This is a genomic window from Pseudoclavibacter sp. CFCC 13796 (genome assembly GCF_008831185.1).
Taxonomy (GTDB): Bacteria; Actinomycetota; Actinomycetes; order Actinomycetales; family Microbacteriaceae; genus Pseudoclavibacter_A.
The window spans coordinates 1,956,457-1,973,728 of record NZ_WBKD01000001.1 but is presented as its reverse complement, the minus strand read 5'-3'; the positions used below and the strand labels follow the sequence as shown (position 1 = coordinate 1,973,728).

The following is a 17,272-nucleotide window of genomic DNA, read 5'->3' as shown; positions in this document are numbered from 1 at the left end:
GCAGTGCTGGCTGGTGCTGCGCTGATGCACGCAGGCCTCGGCGAGGTCAGCTGGCGGCGAGGCGCCGACGCTCAGTATCGACGTCGAAGTCGGCCTTCGGCCAGGTGAGCGCGAGATCTTCGAGGGTCTCAATGAGGATGCGCTGCACAGCGGCACGGGAGTACTGCTTCGAATCTGCGGGAACGACATGCCAGGGCGCCACCGCAGTCGAGGTGCGCTGGATGGCGATCTGATACGCCTCTTGGTAGGCGGGCCAGAGCTCGCGTTCGTCAACGTCGTTGGGGGAGTACTTCCAGTGCTTGTCAGGTCGATCGAGTCGTGACTCAAGACGCCGACGCTGTTCGTCCTTCGAGATGTGCAGCATCACCTTGACCACAGTGGTGCCCTGTTCGGTGAGCTCCGCCTCGAAGTCGTTGATGATGCCGTAGCGCTGTTCGACCACCTCTGCGGGCGAGAGGTGGCGCACTCGATGCACCAGGACATCCTCATAATGAGAACGATCGAAGACTCCGATCAGACCGATCGCCGGCAGCTCTCTGCGAATGCGCCAGAGAAAGTCGTGCTTGAGCTCGACTGGCGTGGGCTTCTTGAACCCATGGATGTGGGTGCCCTGCGGGTCGACGTTGCCGATCACGTGTTTGACGATGCCGCCTTTGCCCGCGGTGTCCATGGCCTGCAGCACGAGCAGCAGCGAACGCTTCGCTCCGGTTTCGGTGCGGCCGTTGGCGAAGAGCATCTCCTGCAGGTCGGCGAGATCTCCGGCCGTGTCTGCGAGGTAGTCGTCGGCGTCGCAGCCTTTGCGCCAGCCCGGTGTCGAAGCCGGGTCGACGGCTGACAGATCGAAGTGCTCGCCCTCGGCGCGCAGCAGTGCGCGCGGGCTCTCTTTCCATGGATTCTTCATGTGCTCATGGTATCGGGATGTGCCCATGGCGCCGGGCTGCACGGCATCCCCAGCGGCGGCGTGCACGGACGGCGCACGCCATCGGGTGGCGCTGACGGACGAGTGCGTAGAATGTACGGCGTGATCATCGCAACGCACAACGGCAAATTCCACGCAGACGACGTCTTCGGCGTCACACTGCTTCTTCAGCTCTACCCAGACGCCACGGTGGTGCGCTCGCGAGATCCGAAGGTGCTCGACAGTGCAGATATCGTGCTCGACGTGGGTGGCGTCTACGACCCGAAGAAACTGCGCTTCGACCATCACCAGAAGACCTCCGGCGCACGCGACAACGGCATTCTCTACTCGGCGTTCGGGCTGCTCTGGCAGCACTACGGCATGGAGTTCTGCGACGGGGACGAAGACGTCTGGAAGCGCATCGACCGCAGCCTGGTGCAGTGCATCGATGCGGGCGACAACGGACAGGACCTCTACACCCTGAACGACTTTCGTGCGCGCCCCATCGAGATCAGCGAGGTGCTGGGCTGGTTCAACCCGGTCACACTGGTCGGCGAAGAAGACTTCGACGAGCAGTTCATGGTCGCAGTCAAGGTGGCCACACAGCTGCTCAAGCGCCTGCTGCTCAAATCTCGTGATGCCATCGAGGGCAAGCGCTACTTCTCCCGTGCCTATGACCAGACTCCTGATCCGCGCTACGTCGTACTCGACCAGTTCGTGCCGCACGGCGGCATCGCGAGCAAGCAGCCTCTGCTGCAGTTCGTGGTCTTTCCCAATGCCAACGGCGACTGGGCTATCAAGACCGTGCAGGTCGACTCTGCGAGCTTCGAATCTCGCGTGCTGCTGCCTGAAGCCTGGCGCGGTGCTGATCAAGAGCACCTCGCCGAACTGACTGGGGTGCCCGACGTCGTGTTCACGCACAAAGTGGGGTTCATCGGTGCGGCGAAGACCAAAGAAGGCGCGCTCAAGATGCTGAAACAGGCGCTTGAGCAGCCTGAGTCGGCGGAGTTCGACCGCAAGGCGAAGCAGGAGCTGGTCGCAGCTGACGCAGAAGACGCGGTGACTGCCGCCGAGTAGAGCTCTGCCAGGCTGGCAGCGCCGAGCGCAATCTGCGCCGGAGCCCCATATGTGCTGAAGGGCCGCCTACGACAGGTCGACGATCCCGTTCGACACTGCGTAGATCAGGGCCTGTACGCGATCACGCACACTCCATTTGCGCAGGATGCGCCCGATCGTCGCCTTGACGGTTGGCTCAGCCAGATGCAGTTCGTGAGCGATCTCAGCGTTGCTCCTGCCCTGCGCGATGAGCCTCACGATGTCGAGTTCGCGGGCGGTCAGCGGTTCGCGAGCCACGTCGTCGCGAGGGTCAGGGGCTGAAGCGACCTTGGCGACGAGTTCCTGTGAGATCGAGGGAGAGAGAACCGGTCGGCCTTCGTACACCTCGTGCACAGCGCGGATGATGTCGCGCGGTTCGGTGTCTTTCACCAAGTAGCCAGACGCCCCGGCGCGCAGGGCGGGGATGACGTGTCGGTCTGACGAGAACGTCGTCAGCATCAGCACTCGCATGACCACGGGCAGACGGGTGATCGCCTTGGTGGCGTCGATGCCCGACATCTGAGGCATCTGGGTGTCCATCAGGATGACGTCGGGCATGTGGTGTTTGGCCAGCGCGATGGCGTCGAGGCCGGTGGCTCCCTCGGCGACGAGGGTGAGCGAGGAGTCCAGCCCGATGAACATGCGAAGAGCATGCCGCACGAGTGCTTCGTCGTCGACGACGGCCACGCGGATCTGATTCACGAGATCATCGTACGTTCAACGAGTGCAGGCCTCTGCCAAGTCAGTACTTTGGTATGTATCAGTGCTCGGGCCCGCGGTGTATCGTCATGTCCATTCGTCGTCAGACAGGCTCGAGGGGGCCGTTTTATGCGCCTTGGGCGACAATGGTGGTGTGAGCTCTTCGAACCATCAGGTCTTTCGATCGCAGACAGACCAGCCGAACGCGCGTCTGCCGCGGTGGGGAAGTCTCGCCCTGGTGGTCATCGCTGCGGGCGTCATCGTCTTGGAGAGCATCAGCTTCGTCTCTGACTCGACGACCTCCTGGCAGCAGCAGCTCCTCGAACTGGCGATGGTGCTGATGCTTCCGCTGTTCGCTCTGGCGCCGGTCGCCGCCGCGATATCGCTGGCGGCACTGGTCTTCGCGCAGGCGGTCATGCTGTCTCCGGGCGGGTATCTGCTCTTCGCTGCCGCCACGATCGGGCTCGTCGTCTACGCCTGCCCGCGGTGGTGTCTCTGGACGCATGTGGCGGTGATCACCGCCGCGGGCGTCATCGCCAACGCACAGGCGGGAACACTCACGAGCTTGGGGCCATTCGCGCTGGCCTTCATCGCCCTCGTCTCGGCGTTGATCGGCGTCGGCGCCAAGCGAGCCTATTTTCGCTCGGTCGAGCTTGCAGACGCTGCGTCCCGCAACGAAACGGAGCGAGTGCAGGCTGTCGCTGCGGAGCGCGAGCGCATCACCTCGGAGCTGCATGACATCCTCGCCCATGATGTGACGCTCATTGCCATGCATGCGCGGGTCATGGAGGCCATGGACGATCCCGAGGTGAATCGCGAGTCACTGGCCGTGATCAAGGGCAGCGCCACACGGTCGCTCGCTGACATCCGCAGGCTGCTGAACACTGTTCGAACCGACGAACTCGTCGATGATCAGCCGTTGGGTACCGACGTCGCAGCAGCTGCGCGCACCGCGCAGGTCGAGCTGGAGTCGATCGGAGCCACTGTGAACAGCCGGACGGAAGGCCTCGAGAGTCTTCCGCCGGCAGTGGCCAGCACGCTGGTGCGCGTGATACGAGAGGCGACGACCAACATCGTCAGGCACGCCGGCCCGGCACCGACGGTGACCATGGACATCGTGCGTCAGGGGGCCTCTGTCACGGGTCTGCTTACGAACTCCGTCGGCGTCGTCGACGATGACCTCGACGAGTCGACGCATCTGGGGCTCGACCGACTCTCTGCCCGAGTCGAGACGCTCGGCGGGGAACTCTCAGCGACTGCGGACGGAAAACGCTGGAGTCTGCGCGTGGTGATCCCGCTGTTCTGATGCCAAGCGCACGGCCAGCGCGTCTGTATGCATACTTTGGTATCTATTCTCGGCAACCTGTTCGGCTGACGAAGACCTGCTTGCTAATCTTGAGGTATCGGCTGTGAGCGCTTGGCGTGCACAATCCGGGGGGAGCCGATTGGGCCGCTTCGCTGCACGTCAGCAGGCGGCCCTCTCTTTCTCTTGGCGTCTCAGACCCGGCGGTATCATCGCCACATGACGCATTTCCTGACCCCGTCACTGCCGGTCGATGGTGAGATTCTGGTGCAGCGCTCGCGCTTTCTCAGCAGGCTCGTCTCGGTCGAGAGCGAGACGGAGGCTCGGGCAGCCATCGCGCAGGCGCGCTCGGCGCATCCACAGGCCAGGCACCACTGCAGCGCCTTCATCGTCGGCGAACGCGCCGACATTCTGCGCACCAATGACGACGGCGAGCCTTCGGGCACCGCCGGCCGCCCGATTCTCGACGCGCTGCAGAGCGCTGGTCTCGGGCACGTCGTCTGTGTGGTGACCCGGTATTTCGGCGGGATCCTGCTCGGCACGGGCGGCCTCGCCCGTGCATACCGAGAGGCCGCCACAGCCGCGATCGACCGGGCGTCGCTGCGCGAAGTGCGCGAGTGCGCGGTCATCGAGGTTGCTGCCGCCCACCACGATGCGGCCATTGTGCAGCGCGCGGCTCGTCAGCGCGGCTGGGCACAGATCGGTGCTGTCTGGGAAGCGTCGGTGACCCTGCGATTGGGCGTGCCGCTCGCAGAGACGGATGCCGCACTCGCCCACCTGGTGCAGGTCACCGCGGGTCGGGTGCGCGGCGTCGTCACCGACCGTCGGCTGATGTGAACATCGACCATGCGTGTCGCGCGTAGAATACTCTGCATGCCATCGACACCTGCATTCGCCATGACCATCGCGGGCTCTGAGGCCACCGGAGGCGCCGGAGCCCAGGCCGACCTGAAGACCTTTCAGCAGCTCGGAGTCTTCGGCTCCATCGCACTGACCTGCATCGTCTCGTTCGACCCCAAGAACAACTGGAGCCACCGGTTCGTGCCGGTCGAGCCGCAGGTGATCAGCGATCAGATCGAGGCGATCACCGCAGCGTACGGCCCTGATCAGCTGAAGACCGTGAAGGTCGGCATGCTGGGCACCACACCGACCATCGACCGTGTGGCCGCCGCGCTGACTGAGCGCTCGTACCAGAACGTCGTGCTCGATCCCGTGTTGATCTGCAAGGGGCAGGAGCCCGGCGCCGCGCTTGACACCGACACCGCGCTGACCGAGAAGGTGCTGCCTCTCGCCACGTTCGTCACCCCGAACCACTTCGAGAGCGAACAGCTCTCGGGTATGGCCCGCATCGACGGCGAGCAGGACCTCGTAGAGGCGGCCAAGCGCATCTACGACAAGAGCGGAGCGGCTGTGCTCGCCAAGGGAGGCGTCCGCATTCCCGGCCCCGACGCGATCGACGTGTTCTACGACGGCACCACGCTCGAGGTGCTCCGCGTGCCCAAAGTCGGCGAGCATGTGGTGGCCGGCGCCGGATGCTCTCTCGCGGCCGCCGTGACGGCTGGCCTTGCTCTCGGGGACAGCCCGCTCGAAGCCGCACATCGTGCGAAGGACTTCGTGACCGCAGGCATCAAGGGGCGCGTCGAGTCGAACGCCCCGTTCGATGTGCTCTGGCAGGGTGCGGCGAACTGACGTCGATCTGACGGCCGTGACCGGCCATCGCAGGGCTGAGGGCCTCGTGCACGCAGAGCGCACGAGGCCCTCAGCGTCTCGGTCGGCAGATCAGAGATCTGACCCGCCCTGCTCCAGCGAGTCGAGGTAGCGCAGAATCACGCCTTCGCGCAGCGCCCAGGGGCTCACCTGCAGCTCGTCCACATCGAGCGCCTTCATGGTCTGATGCAGGACGATGCCGCCGCCGACGATTTGGAAGGCCCGGTCTGCGGTGATGCCGCGCAGGCTCTGCCGCTGGTCGGCAGGCAGCTCTGCGAGTTTCGGCAGCCACTTCTTGAGATCGCTGCGCTTCAGCCACTGTGACGAGATGTTGCCGTGCGTGTGCGTCTCGCCGGCCAGTCTTGCGAGGGATCGGATGGTCTTCGAGCTGCCGACCACGTGGTCTGGACGTGGCATCTCGGCGAACACGTCTGCCGCGTCGGACACCAGCTCGAAGGCATGGCGACGCAGCCGACGAATCTGATCTTTGGTCGGAGGGTCGTCATGCAGATAGCCGATCGTGCTGCGACCTGCGCCGAGCGGCACCGAACGTGCCGAGATCGGATACTCCGAGGGGCCGATCGCCATCTCGAGCGACCCGCCGCCGATGTCGATGAGCATGATCGTGCCCGACGACCAGCCGAACCAGCGGCGTACTGCCAGAAACGTCAGTCGTGCCTCGTCCTCTCCGTCGAGTACCCGCAGGTGCACGCCGGTCTCGTTCTCGATGTGTTCGAGCACTGCGGGGCCGTTGGTCGCCTCGCGCACCGCCGACGTCGCGATGGCCACGAGGTCGTGCACCTTCTCTGCTCGCGCGCTCGCGACGGCCTGTCCGATCGAGGTCACGAGATGGTCGACGCCCTCATCGCTGATCGAACCGTCGGCCGTCAGATACCGCATCAGACGCAGTACGGACTTATGCGTCGAGTACGGTGACGGGTTTGCGCCGGGGTGGGCATCCACCACGACCATGTGAACGGTGTTCGATCCGACGTCAAGAACCCCAAGGCGCATGCGTCAAGCCTAGTGTGCGATGTGCGCCTGCGTGCAATCCGCGCAGGCGTCGAAGCGCCGCGGCGTAGAATGCACAGCGTGTCTACCGAGAAATGCGTTGCGCTGATCGACTCCGGAAAGGGGCTGCTGCCCACCGCACAGTGGATCCACCGTCTGGCCCCCGACCTGCGTGTGCTGCTGATGACCGACCCGGCCGGTTCGCCGTGGGGCGAACGCGACCCCGGAGACGTCGTCGAACGCGTCTTCGCCATGGCCCGTCGGGCCCGAGACGCCGGCGCCCAGGGCATTGCGCTGGCCTGCAACACCGCGAGCATCGTGGCACGGGAGCCGCTGCGCGACCAGTTCGAGCCGCGCATCCCCATCATCGCGACCGTGCCCGCAGTGAAGCCGGCCGCACAGCGATTCGACCACTTCGCGGTCTGGGCGACTGAGACGACCGCGCACAGCGACTACCTCGCCGACCTGGTGCAGGTGTTCGCCGGTACGAAGCAGGTCGACATCGTCGGCAGCCATGGCCTCGCCGATGCGATCGAGCACGCAGACGCCGACCGCATCGAGGCGGCTGTTCGGGACGCCGTCTCGCGCACGCCCCGAGTGCCGGCCGTGGTTCTGGGCTGCACGCACTACCCGTTGGTCGCCGACGTGATCGCCGCTGCCCTGCCGCCCGGAACGGTGCTGCTCGACAGCGCCGAGGCCGTCGCAAGACAGGCCCTGCGTCGGCTCAAGGTGCCGGCGGATGCGTCGGTCGCAGAGTTCTCTGACGACGCCGCCTTCGCTGCGGCTGGCGTTCGAGACGCCGCCGAACTGACGTGGGCGGAGCACATCGTCCTGTAGCGGTTCTGCTCAGATCTGATGCTCGAGCAGCGTGCGCTGCAGGTCGGGCCAGGCCTTGGCGAACCCGGGATGCAGCTCGAGACGGGCGACCTGCGTCAGCGGGATCCAGGCGACCTCGAGGCTCTCTGCATCGGAGCGCACCGCGTCGAACGGCCGTGTGACGCGGGCGAGCACGGTGACGTACGACCAGAAACCCAAGTCGTATCGGTGCTCGGTGATGGGGTCGATCGCGTCGCTCGGCACTCCGGCCTCCTCGCCGGCTTCGCGCAGGGCGGCCTGTAGAGCGGTCTCGCCCTCGCGGCGAGCGCCGCCGGGAATGCCCCAGGTGCCGCCGAAGTGACTCCACTCGACTCGGTGCTGCATGAGGACGCCGCGGTCGGTGTCATGGGCGAGCAGTCCGGCCGCCCCGAACCGCCCCCAGTATCTGCTGCCGTCAGGCCCGGTGACCCAGGCGTCACCCGAATCTCGAACGACATAGCCGTCGGGCGCCGGCTGCAGATACTGACTCCGGTCACTGGGGTGCTGGTTCAGGTCGCTCATGGCGTCAGTCTACTGGCCGTCGGCGGCCACCCCTAGACTGAACGTGATGGCTGACCAGACTTCTGACACCGATGCCGCTTTCGACTATGTGCAGCGCGATGACGCTGTACGCGCGAACGGCGGTGACGCCGACGGGCCGTCGGTGCCGTCGCTGGCCGAACGGCTGACGCCCGATCGCGATCGCGACGATCTGGACGCCGCATTCGAGCAGTTCTTCGACTGGGTGAGCGCACGAGGCATCGAGCCCTATGAGCATCAGCAGGAGGCCGTGCTCGAGCTTGCCGGTGACGCACATGTGATCCTCGCCACGCCGACCGGCTCGGGCAAGTCGCTGGTTGCCATCGGAGCGATCTTCCTCGCGCTGTGGCGTGGCGGACGGGCCGCCTACACCGCCCCGATCAAGGCCCTGGTCAGCGAGAAGTTCTTCGACATGATCGAGATCTTCGGCGCAGATCGCGTCGGCATGCTCACCGGTGACTCCGCAGTGAACAGCGACGCCGACGTGATCTGCTGCACGGCCGAGATCGTGGCCAACCAGGCACTGCGCGACGGCGACCGGGCCGGTCTCGACACCGTCGTGATGGACGAGTTCCACTACTACGGCGACAGCGAACGCGGATGGGCCTGGCAGGTTCCGCTGCTGCTGCTCGCCGATGCGCGCTTTCTGCTGATGTCGGCCACGCTCGGCGACGTGAGTGGGCTGCGAGCCGACCTGGCCCGCCGCACCGATCGCCCAGTCGCCCTCGTCGACGACGCCGAGCGGCCGGTGCCGCTGCACTTCGAATACTCGCTGACGCCGCTGCACGAGCTCGCCGAAGAGCTGATGCATTCGCGTCGCGAACCGATCTACGTCGTGCACTTCGCACAGGCGGCGGCGATCGAGACCGCGCAGGGGCTGGTCAACGCCGGCCTGGTCGGCCGTGAGCGTCGTGACCGCATCAAAGAGGCGCTCGGAGACTTCCGCTTCACCACAGGATTCGGCAAGACGCTGTCGCGGCTGGTGCGCGCTGGCATCGGCGTGCACCATGCGGGCATGCTGCCGCGCTATCGGCGGCTGGTCGAGCAGCTGTCGCAACAGGGGCTGCTCGCCGTCATCTGTGGCACAGACACATTGGGCGTCGGCATCAACGTGCCCATTCACACCGTGCTGTTCACCGGTCTCACCAAGTTCGACGGGGTGCGTCAGCGTCATCTCACGGCTCGTGAGTTCCACCAGATCGCAGGCCGTGCCGGGCGGGCCGGATTCGACACCGAGGGCGACGTCATCGCGCAGGCCCCCGAGCACGAGATCGAGAATGCGAAGATCTCGAAGAAGTACGCCGACGACCCGAAGAAGCGCCGCAAAGTCATGCGCAAGAAGGCGCCTGCGGGCATGGTGAGCTGGGGCGAGCCCAGCTTTCAGAAGCTGATCGCGGCCCAACCGGAGCCCCTGCGCTCGCAGATGCGCATCACCCATGGCATCCTGCTCAACGCGATCGCTTTCGGCGGCGATGTCTTCGCCCGGGTGCGATCGCTCATCTTCGACAGCGCCGAGCCGCTCGAGAACAAGTACGCCCTGGCCCGACGCGCCCTGCAGATCTATCGAACCCTGCGCGCTGCGGGCGTCGTCGAGCAGAAGCGCTTCGACGATGGGCGCCTGGTGATTCGTCTCGCCGACGGAGTGGGCGAGCAGGTCGCGCTCGACCAGCCGCTGTCGCCGTTCGCTCTGGCGGCGCTCGAGCTGCTCGACCCCGAGAGCGAGACCTATGCGCTCGACGTGGTCTCGATCATCGAGGCCACTCTCGAGAATCCCCGAGTCGTGCTGGTCGCGCAGCAGAAGAAGGCGCGCGGTGCGGCGATCGCCGAGCTGAAGGCCGAGGGCGTCGAGTACGACGAGCGCATGGAGATCATTGAGCAGATCGAATGGCCCAAACCGCTCGACGAGCTGCTGAGTGCGGCTTTCGACCAGTACCTGCAGTCGGTGCCGTGGGCTGCCGACGAAGAGCTTCGGCCGAAGTCGGTGGTGCGCGACATGTTCGAGCGGGCGATGGACTTTCGCGACGTCATCGGCTTCTACGATCTGCAGCGCTCCGAGGGGGTCGTGCTGCGCTATCTCTCTGATGCCTTCCGCGCGCTGTCGCACACCGTGCCCGAGGGCCGGAAAGACGAGGCGCTCACGACGATCATCGAATGGCTCGGCGTGCTGGTGCGTCAGGTCGACTCCAGCCTGATCGACGAGTGGGAGCAGCTTGCGCATCCCGATGCCGAGCAGCTCGCCCGCGATGCCGAGCAGTCGCTGCGCCCCGGGACTCTTCCGGCCAACCCGCCGCGACTCACCGACAACCGTCGCGGCTTCATCGTGCTGGTGCGCAACGAGATGTTCCGGAGAGTGCAGCTTGCTGCTTTCTGGCGTGTCGATGATCTGGCGGCGGCGGATGCCGAGAACGGCGGCCTGGACGCTGCCGGCTGGCAGCAGGCGCTCGACCGATATCGTGAGCAGTACGACGCGATCGGCTTCGACGCGAAGGCACGCAACCCTCGCCTGCTCGAGATCGATGAGACGAACCCTCGAGTGTGGACGGTGCGGCAGCGGCTCGAAGACCCGGAGGAGAACCGCGACTGGCAGATCACCGCTGAGGTCGATCTCGACGCCTCGGACGAGGCCGGCGAAGCCGTGGTGCGCACGCTCGCCATGCACGAGGTCTGATCCTGTGGCGTGTGAGCTCGTCCAATGGCAACGACGGCTTCACCCGCAGACTCGGATCGGATGCTGTGCGCTGTATGCCCGTCGTGTTCGTGTCGTCACTCTCCGACAGATGCGGTATATTTGAGTCAGACAAAATAAGTCGACGACCCAATCGGGCCGCCTTGGCGCGGCGTCGTGCAGAGTGATGCCGTGCCGCAGAGATGGAGGAACACGGAATGTCTGTACTGACGATCGGCGATCAGTTTCCCGATTACGAGCTCACGGGTGTGGTGCCCGGCGATCTGAGCAAGGTCGAGGCGAACAAGCCGGAAGACTTCTTCACGACGGTCTCGTCGAAGGACAACCCCGGCAAGTGGCGTGTCGTCTTCTTCTGGCCGAAGGACTTCACGTTCGTCTGCCCGACGGAGATCGCGGCCTTCGGCAAGCTGCACGATGACTTCGCAGATCGGGACACCGTCGTCATCGGCGCTTCGGTCGACAACGAGTACACGCACTACGCATGGCGTCGTTCGCACGAAGACCTGCGCGATCTGCCTTTCGTGATGGCCAGCGACATCAAGCGCGAGCTGGTCACAGCCACCGGTGTGCTGAACAAAGACGGTGTGGCCGACCGTGCCACCTTCATCATCGACCCGAACAACACGGTGCAGTTCGTCATGGTCGACGCAGGCTCGGTCGGGCGCAACACCGACGAGGTGCTGCGTCAGCTCGACGCGCTGCAGTCTGACGAACTCTGCGCCTGCAACTGGCAGAAGGGCGCAGCCACCATCGACGCGTTCCACGAACTGGTGCACTGATGACCATCGAGAACCTGAAGAACGCACTGCCGGACTACGCCAAAGACCTCAAACTCAACATCGGCACGCTGCTGCGCGATTCGACGCTGACCGAGCAGCAGCTCTGGGGTGCGATGGCGGCCACGGCTGCGGCGACGAGAGTCGAGTCGGTCATCGTCGAGGTCGTCGGCGAAGCCAAAGAGCATCTCGACGAGACGGCGCTGAAAGCGGCGCTCGGTGCGGCCTCGATCATGGGCATGAACAACGTGTTCTACCGTGCTCGTCACTTTCTGCACGGCACCTATGACGATCTGCGTGCGGGCCTGCGCATGAACATCATCGGGTCTGCAGGAGGCGTCGACAAGGCCGACTTCGAACTCTGGTCGCTTGCCGTATCGGCGATCAACGGGTGCGAGCAGTGCCTCGACGCTCATGAGGCGACCGTGCGTCGCGAGGGCATCTCTCGTGAGCAGGTCTTCGAGACGCTGCGCATCGCTGCGGTGATGGCGGGCATCGGTCAGGCGATCACGCTTACCGAGGCCGTGGAGATCTGATCCGGCTGCCTGAGTCACAGGACGAACCTCAGGCGCGAAGGCCAGCAGGAGTCTGACCGCACGCTCTCGGCGTGAGGCTTCCCAGCTGGAGCAGGAAGGGGCTGGCCCGCATAATGCGGTGCCGGCCCCTTCCTCATCTGTGGGCGTGCCCGGGCAGGATCTCTTTGCGAGTGCGGTGAGCGCTCGGGGCGGCGCTCATCCTGTGCGGGTGAGCCACACGGCTCTTCACAGGCCGAGGTGCTTCGGTTCGGGCGCTGATTACCGGCCAGCGCGGCAGGTGCCGAGCGCAGACGAGTACAGCAGCCAGTCGGGCAGATCAGCAAGGAACGCATCCCGCGTCTCATCGGACCCGGCAGCCCGCCAGTCGACGGTGTCGTTGATCTCGATCTCGAACTTGCGCCACTCGAACCAGTTGATCATGCGGATCTGTGGATACTGCTCATGCACGGAGTCGTCGAACACCTGGTTCCACCACGCCTGCTTGACCGTCAGCTCGTCGGCTCCGCCACGAGACGGCGTGTAGATGGCTGCCGTCTCGGGAATGCCGATGGGCTTGCCGTGCTGCTCGCCGTAGACCGCGTAGAAATCTGGCAGAGCCGAGTCGTCGCCAGCTGTGCCCTGATATGTGCCGGTGAGCATATCGGTGAACTTCGTTCTCTCGATCAGCGGGTCGTTGTCGCCCCAAGGGCGCTGATTGCCCCAGTGATAGAGCGAGACTCCCGCCCAGTCGACGACGTCATCGCCCGGATAGTAGGGGGCATACGGGTCGTCATGCATGGTGATCGTGCCGTCGCCGTCAGTGTCGAGAAGGTGGTGATCGACACTGCCCGGAACCGCGGCGAACTGGCCGCCGACGAAGGGATAGCCGCCGCCGTAGTTCGGGGCCCACATCATCGAGCTTCCGGGCGCACCGTCGTAGACGGCCTCGGCGACGCGCCGAAAGACCTCACGGTACGCCGTCGGCTGCTGGCCCCAGGCGTACCAGGAGCCGTTCATCTCATGGGCCAGCCTGACGATCACCGGCACGCCCGACCCATTGAGGGATGCGAGGTCGGCGACCAGCTTGTCGACGACTGGTTCGCTGAGCGTGGTGAGCCCGCCGTGCGGTTCCAAGGTGAGAAGCAGCGCCCCGCCGGTCGCTCTGACCTGGGCGGCCGCCTCGACGGTATGCTGCCACGTCTCGTCATCATAGGGAATATCCGTGAACTGAACGACGACTGCGGGGTCATGCGACAGCGACTTGCCGTGCTCGGCCAATGACTTGGCCTCCCAATCGAGGTTCACACCTAGCAGCACGCCGTCATCGGTGCTGTCGAGCAGGTTTCGATCAGTGATCGCGCACTGAGCCGCAGTGGGCTCGGGCGGAAGCGCCTGCCGCATCCCCAGGGTGATTCCTGTGGCGGACAGCGCCATCAAGACGACAGGAAGGACGACGGATGCGCGTGTTCGACCAAGTCTTCGGGGTCGATTCTCAGAGGTGTTCATGTCAGACTCCAATGCAATCGGATGCGGCGGTCAGGAGGCCCGGAATGCCGAGCAACAGGAAGACTGGACAAGGTCGACGTCAGTCTGTGCTGTCTGCAGCCGCCTGCGTGATGGCGGTCGCCGTGATGGCGATGGGATGTGCCGCATCGCCTAAGGGTGCACCGGCAGAGCGCGGGCAGTCGGAGAACGCACCGACCAGTGCCCGGCACGATCTGACTTGGGGCGTCTTCCTGCCGCACGACGGGCAGGCGTCGAGCGACTATGCACACGTGACCGAAGTGGCCGGTGACACGCCTGACTACCTCATGCGATTCGCAGCGCTGGACGATCCGGTGCCGGTCGACGGCATCCGTGCAGACCTCGCCACTGGAGCCACCCCGGTCGTGGCGCTGGAACCCTGGCAGCCCGGGGCAGGCGTCGATCAGCCGTCGTACGCACTGCGCACGCTGGCCGCCGGAGAGCATGACGTCGCTCTGCACCGCTGGGCGCAGGCGCTGGCGGCCGTCGAGGCGCCGATCATCCTGCGCTTTGGCCACGAGATGAACGCGAACTGGTATCCGTGGGCTGTCGGCGTCAACGGCAACACCGCCGAAGAGTACGTGCGGGTCTGGCACCGGCTCGATCGGATACTGGCCGAGCACAGAGCCGACAACGTGCAGATGCTCTGGTCGCCGAATGTCAAGGTGAGCGGCGTGACGACCCCGATTCCCGACACCTTTCCCGGTGCCGAGACCGTCGACCTCATCGGGGTGAGCGGGTACAACTGGGGCGACGGTCAGGGGCATCACTGGACCGAGCCTGCGGAGCTGTTCGGGGCATCGCTCGACGAGCTGAGAGCCTTGGAGACGACGGCGCCGCTGCTGATCTCGGAGACGGGTTCCGCAGAGGACACCAGCGCCACCCGGCGCAAAGCCGCGTGGATCGACTCGCTGATGCGGCTGAGCGCGAGCCAGGAGCGACTCTTGGGGATCATCTGGTTCCAGATGGACAAAGAACGAGACTGGCGCATCGACTCCAGCCCCGAGAGCGCTGCGGCGTTTCGGCAGGCGCTCAGCGAACTCGCCTGAATGCGTCGGTCGGCCGCCGCCGCACTCATCTGACATCGTTCCTCCGTGTGCCCGCGTGTCGTGCGGTGAGAGACTGCTGTCGACGGCGCCCCCGCGGCTGAGCGACTGCCGGTGCAGGGTTCCATCGCAGGGCGTCAGCCTCCTGCCGATGTATCGGCGTCAGCAGATCGAGCCGGTAGGCCTCGTGCGCACTGCGCATGGCCGCCGACAGTCCGAACAGGCGCAGGTCTGCTCCCTCGGCCCGGACGAGATGCAGCAGCTGCAGCATTCCCGCGAGCCCCGCCGGCGTGACCTTCCGAACCTCGGAGACGTCGATGAGCACCAGACGGTCTTCGCTCAGGAACCCGGCGACCTCATTGCGCAGCCGCAGGGCGGCACGAGAATCGAGCGTCATCGCATCCGGAGTGAAGACCACCGCATCGGCTCGGTCCGAGATCGGCCCGCACAGCGCTGTCGCAGTTTCTGAGACACTCGCGTCTCGGGTCGCCGCGGCAGCGTCCTGCCTGCTCGCCGCCGCGGCCACCAGATCGGCGAACAGCGCGTCCTCAGGAGGCGAGGGCTCTCGCACGGCATTCGGATTCGGCCCGCGATAGATCGCCGCCGGAACCACGACCGAGAGCAGAACGACGTCCAGAGCCGTCCAGCCGAAGGCCAGCAGCGACGCCTGAAGATCGGTTGCTCCGATGATCAGGCGAATCCCGCCGATCAGACCCGCTACGAGCAGCAGCGACAGCGCCACCAGCTGCGGCATGACCACGCGGAATCCACCGCGAGCGGCTCCGTCGGCCGACTTGGGAGTGACGGCGAACTGCACCGGACGGCCGATGAGTGCAGAGAGCACGCCGTCGAGCGAGGCGCGCATCCAGGTGGGGAAGAGCGCGATCGACATCTGCTGACCTCGCCACAGCCCTCGCCGACGCCAGCCTGTGACGATGAACAGCAGCTGGCAGAGCACGAAGAGCGGCATGAAGCGCACGGCGAAATCGATCGCACTCGCCTCCATCGGTGCGATGCCGAGGGTGAGAAACACGATCGGAGCGCTCAACAGAGCCACCGCAGCGAAGCCGCTGAGGTAGCTGGTCATGGTGGCGAGATACATGAGCCGCTGCCCGATCGACAGCCCGCGCACGACCAGCGGATTCTGCGTGAAGAACACCTGCATCGTGCCGGTCGCCCAGCGGTGCCGTTGGGCGAGAGCGTCGCGAATATGCTCGGGCGCCAGCCCGCGCACCAACACCTCGTCGTGGAAGACGCTGGACCAGCCGAGTGCATGCAGATGCATGGCCGTCGCCATATCCTCGGTGATCGAGGTGGTGCGCACCGGCTGCACGGCGAGCGCAGCATCGCTGCGTGTGACGGTCATGCGCTGCTGCACGGCGTCGATCGCCTCAGCCACCTCGAGGGGAAGAATGACCTCCATGCTGCACGCCGTGCGCACACGAGCACGGAATCGCAGCACGACGGCCGCCAACGGCTGTGCCCGCCGAAGGGAGCCGGCAGCCTCATCGATCGCAGACAGCACGTCTGCGAGCACATATGCGGCAGCCTGGTCGGTGGCCCGCACCGACCTGCGAAGCGCCGTCAGCCGATGCCGGGACCGACGCAGATGCCGGTGGATGCGCACCCGGGCGCGTGAGGGAATGCGCTTGAGCCCCAGAGCCATCACCGCTTCGCGACGCAGCACCGCGTTGGAGCCGCAGAAGAAGGCGGCGTCCCAGCCGTCCTTGCCCTGCTGGATCGGGCCGTAGAAGAGCTCGGCTCTGCTGCCGAGCGGGTCGCGCCGCCCGATGTTCCAGAACTCTTGGGGAGTCTGCACGAAGGCGACGCGGTCGTCGGTGAAATAACCGAGCACGGCGTCCAGGAACGAGGGCTCAGGCACCTGATCGGCGTCGAGCACGGCGAAGAACTCTCCATCTGTGCGAAACAGGGCATTGTTGATGTTGCCGGCCTTGGCGAGACGGGGCCGGCCCTGCCACTCCGGGCCTCGTGTGATGTATCCGACACCGATGCGTCGCGCAGCCAGACGGAACTCGGGGCGGTCCCCATCGTCCAGAATCCAGGTGTGATGCGGGTATCGAATCTTCTTGGCGGCGATCGCCGTGCGCAGAACGAGCCCGAGCGGCTCGTCGTACGTCGTGATGAACACGTCGACGGTGCGCCCCGGGGGAGCGGCAGGCGGACGTGGACGCTTTCTGGCATTCCAAATCGTCAGCGCGTAGAGCAGCGACTCCGAGAGGTAGTAGGTCTCGGCGACCACCAGCGGAACTGCGAGCCATGCAGCAGACCAGGCGATGGTCTCCGACCACCGCCAGACGATGTATGCGGTGCCGAACCCCGCGACGAGAACGGCGATGAGACGTGCGAACAGCAGTCTGGAAGGGGACATAATGGACGCCTCCACGGCAGGATCAAGGCTGGAATCAGATGAGAGCGCGGCGCCTGTCAGCCGAAGAGCGGCAGGTGCCGGGAGCCTGTCGACGGATCGCCGGGAGCAGAGGCTCACACGGGGTCATCGTCGATTCAGCGGCCGCAAGAAGACGCCCACTGGATGCGGGGCGCCCCCTGACGGAGATCAGGCGGTCAGACTGCGGATGGAACGAGAGAAGCGGTCAGT

15 protein-coding genes are annotated in these 17,272 nt (G+C 65.6%); 9 read left to right on the top strand and 6 right to left on the bottom strand.

Features of this window, described 5'->3' with window-relative positions; translation table 11 throughout:
* Window positions 1-46: 46 nt before the first annotated feature.
* Window positions 47-901, bottom strand: a complete 855-nt coding sequence (locus tag F8O07_RS08870) for a polyphosphate kinase 2 family protein (protein WP_158031693.1) — start codon at window positions 899-901, stop codon at window positions 47-49.
* 120 nt (window positions 902-1,021) lie between these two features.
* Here F8O07_RS08870 and F8O07_RS08865 point away from each other — a divergent pair, with 120 nt between their 5' ends.
* Window positions 1,022-1,975 (top strand): MYG1 family protein, encoded by a 954-nt coding sequence (locus tag F8O07_RS08865; protein ID WP_158031692.1) that lies wholly within the window; start codon window positions 1,022-1,024, stop codon window positions 1,973-1,975.
* 66 nt (window positions 1,976-2,041) lie between these two features.
* Here F8O07_RS08865 and F8O07_RS08860 read toward each other — a convergent pair whose 3' ends face one another.
* Complete coding sequence (locus F8O07_RS08860; protein WP_225733236.1) at window positions 2,042-2,695, bottom strand: response regulator; 654 nt, start codon at window positions 2,693-2,695, stop codon at window positions 2,042-2,044.
* Window positions 2,696-2,846: 151 nt separating this feature from the next.
* Here F8O07_RS08860 and F8O07_RS08855 point away from each other — a divergent pair, with 151 nt between their 5' ends.
* The 3 genes from F8O07_RS08855 (at window position 2,847) to F8O07_RS08845 (ending at window position 5,684) form a co-directional block, all read left to right on the top strand.
* The gene (locus tag F8O07_RS08855) at window positions 2,847-3,998 is read left to right on the top strand and encodes a sensor histidine kinase (RefSeq protein WP_158031691.1); all 1,152 of its coding nucleotides are present in this window, start codon (window positions 2,847-2,849) and stop codon (window positions 3,996-3,998) included.
* A gap of 216 nt (window positions 3,999-4,214) precedes the next feature.
* Entirely contained in the window at window positions 4,215-4,832 is a 618-nt protein-coding gene (locus tag F8O07_RS08850) for an IMPACT family protein (RefSeq protein ID WP_158031690.1), read from the top strand.
* Window positions 4,833-4,868: 36 nt separating this feature from the next.
* The gene (locus tag F8O07_RS08845; protein WP_225732777.1) at window positions 4,869-5,684 is read left to right on the top strand and encodes a hydroxymethylpyrimidine/phosphomethylpyrimidine kinase; all 816 of its coding nucleotides are present in this window, start codon (window positions 4,869-4,871) and stop codon (window positions 5,682-5,684) included.
* A gap of 90 nt (window positions 5,685-5,774) precedes the next feature.
* On the opposite strand, the gene F8O07_RS08840 is transcribed toward F8O07_RS08845, so the two are convergent.
* Entirely contained in the window at window positions 5,775-6,716 is a 942-nt protein-coding gene (locus tag F8O07_RS08840) for a Ppx/GppA phosphatase family protein (protein WP_158031688.1), read from the bottom strand.
* Window positions 6,717-6,794: 78 nt separating this feature from the next.
* Here F8O07_RS08840 and F8O07_RS08835 point away from each other — a divergent pair, with 78 nt between their 5' ends.
* Window positions 6,795-7,550 carry a glutamate racemase gene (locus tag F8O07_RS08835; protein WP_192496720.1) on the top strand — a complete coding sequence of 252 codons (756 nt, stop codon included), beginning with the start codon at window positions 6,795-6,797 and terminating at the stop codon, window positions 7,548-7,550.
* A 9-nt stretch (window positions 7,551-7,559) separates the two neighbouring features.
* Here F8O07_RS08835 and F8O07_RS08830 read toward each other — a convergent pair whose 3' ends face one another.
* On the bottom strand, window positions 7,560-8,090 hold the full coding sequence (locus F8O07_RS08830; protein ID WP_158031686.1) for an NUDIX domain-containing protein: 531 nt from the start codon (window positions 8,088-8,090) through the stop codon (window positions 7,560-7,562).
* A 46-nt stretch (window positions 8,091-8,136) separates the two neighbouring features.
* Here F8O07_RS08830 and F8O07_RS08825 point away from each other — a divergent pair, with 46 nt between their 5' ends.
* From F8O07_RS08825 to F8O07_RS08815, 3 genes are all read left to right on the top strand, one after another.
* Complete coding sequence (locus tag F8O07_RS08825; protein WP_158031685.1) at window positions 8,137-10,776, top strand: DEAD/DEAH box helicase; 2,640 nt, start codon at window positions 8,137-8,139, stop codon at window positions 10,774-10,776.
* Window positions 10,777-10,991: 215 nt separating this feature from the next.
* A complete protein-coding gene (locus F8O07_RS08820; protein WP_158031684.1) occupies window positions 10,992-11,573 on the top strand; it encodes a peroxiredoxin in 582 nt (193 codons plus the stop codon).
* On the top strand, window positions 11,573-12,106 hold the full coding sequence (locus tag F8O07_RS08815; RefSeq protein WP_158031683.1) for a carboxymuconolactone decarboxylase family protein: 534 nt from the start codon (window positions 11,573-11,575) through the stop codon (window positions 12,104-12,106). The genes F8O07_RS08820 and F8O07_RS08815 overlap by 1 nt, the downstream gene beginning before the upstream one ends.
* 258 nt (window positions 12,107-12,364) lie before the next feature.
* Here the strand turns inward: F8O07_RS08815 and F8O07_RS08810 are convergent, their stop codons facing one another.
* A complete protein-coding gene (locus tag F8O07_RS08810; RefSeq protein ID WP_225733235.1) occupies window positions 12,365-13,519 on the bottom strand; it encodes a glycoside hydrolase family 26 protein in 1,155 nt (384 codons plus the stop codon).
* Window positions 13,520-13,677: 158 nt separating this feature from the next.
* Here F8O07_RS08810 and F8O07_RS08805 point away from each other — a divergent pair, with 158 nt between their 5' ends.
* On the top strand, window positions 13,678-14,658 hold the full coding sequence (locus F8O07_RS08805) for a glycoside hydrolase family 26 protein (protein ID WP_192496719.1): 981 nt from the start codon (window positions 13,678-13,680) through the stop codon (window positions 14,656-14,658).
* A 25-nt stretch (window positions 14,659-14,683) separates the two neighbouring features.
* Here the strand turns inward: F8O07_RS08805 and F8O07_RS08800 are convergent, their stop codons facing one another.
* A complete protein-coding gene (locus F8O07_RS08800; protein WP_158031680.1) occupies window positions 14,684-17,044 on the bottom strand; it encodes a glycosyltransferase family 2 protein in 2,361 nt (786 codons plus the stop codon).
* Window positions 17,045-17,272: the final 228 nt, after the last annotated feature.

What these genes read in the sequence shown, in the direction of transcription:
- F8O07_RS08870 (WP_158031693.1), bottom strand. Translation starts at nt 901, where the DNA reads ATGAAGAATCCATGGAAAGAGAGCCCGCGCGCACTGCTGCGCGCCGAG.
- F8O07_RS08850 (WP_158031690.1), top strand. Translation starts at nt 4,215, where the DNA reads ATGACGCATTTCCTGACCCCGTCACTGCCGGTCGATGGTGAGATTCTG.
- F8O07_RS08845 (WP_225732777.1), top strand. Translation starts at nt 4,869, where the DNA reads ATGCCATCGACACCTGCATTCGCCATGACCATCGCGGGCTCTGAGGCC.
- F8O07_RS08840 (WP_158031688.1), bottom strand. Translation starts at nt 6,716, where the DNA reads ATGCGCCTTGGGGTTCTTGACGTCGGATCGAACACCGTTCACATGGTC.
- F8O07_RS08830 (WP_158031686.1), bottom strand. Translation starts at nt 8,090, where the DNA reads ATGAGCGACCTGAACCAGCACCCCAGTGACCGGAGTCAGTATCTGCAG.
- F8O07_RS08825 (WP_158031685.1), top strand. Translation starts at nt 8,137, where the DNA reads ATGGCTGACCAGACTTCTGACACCGATGCCGCTTTCGACTATGTGCAG.
- F8O07_RS08820 (WP_158031684.1), top strand. Translation starts at nt 10,992, where the DNA reads ATGTCTGTACTGACGATCGGCGATCAGTTTCCCGATTACGAGCTCACG.
- F8O07_RS08815 (WP_158031683.1), top strand. Translation starts at nt 11,573, where the DNA reads ATGACCATCGAGAACCTGAAGAACGCACTGCCGGACTACGCCAAAGAC.
- F8O07_RS08810 (WP_225733235.1), bottom strand. Translation starts at nt 13,519, where the DNA reads ATGGCGCTGTCCGCCACAGGAATCACCCTGGGGATGCGGCAGGCGCTT.
- F8O07_RS08800 (WP_158031680.1), bottom strand. Translation starts at nt 17,044, where the DNA reads ATGTCCCCTTCCAGACTGCTGTTCGCACGTCTCATCGCCGTTCTCGTC.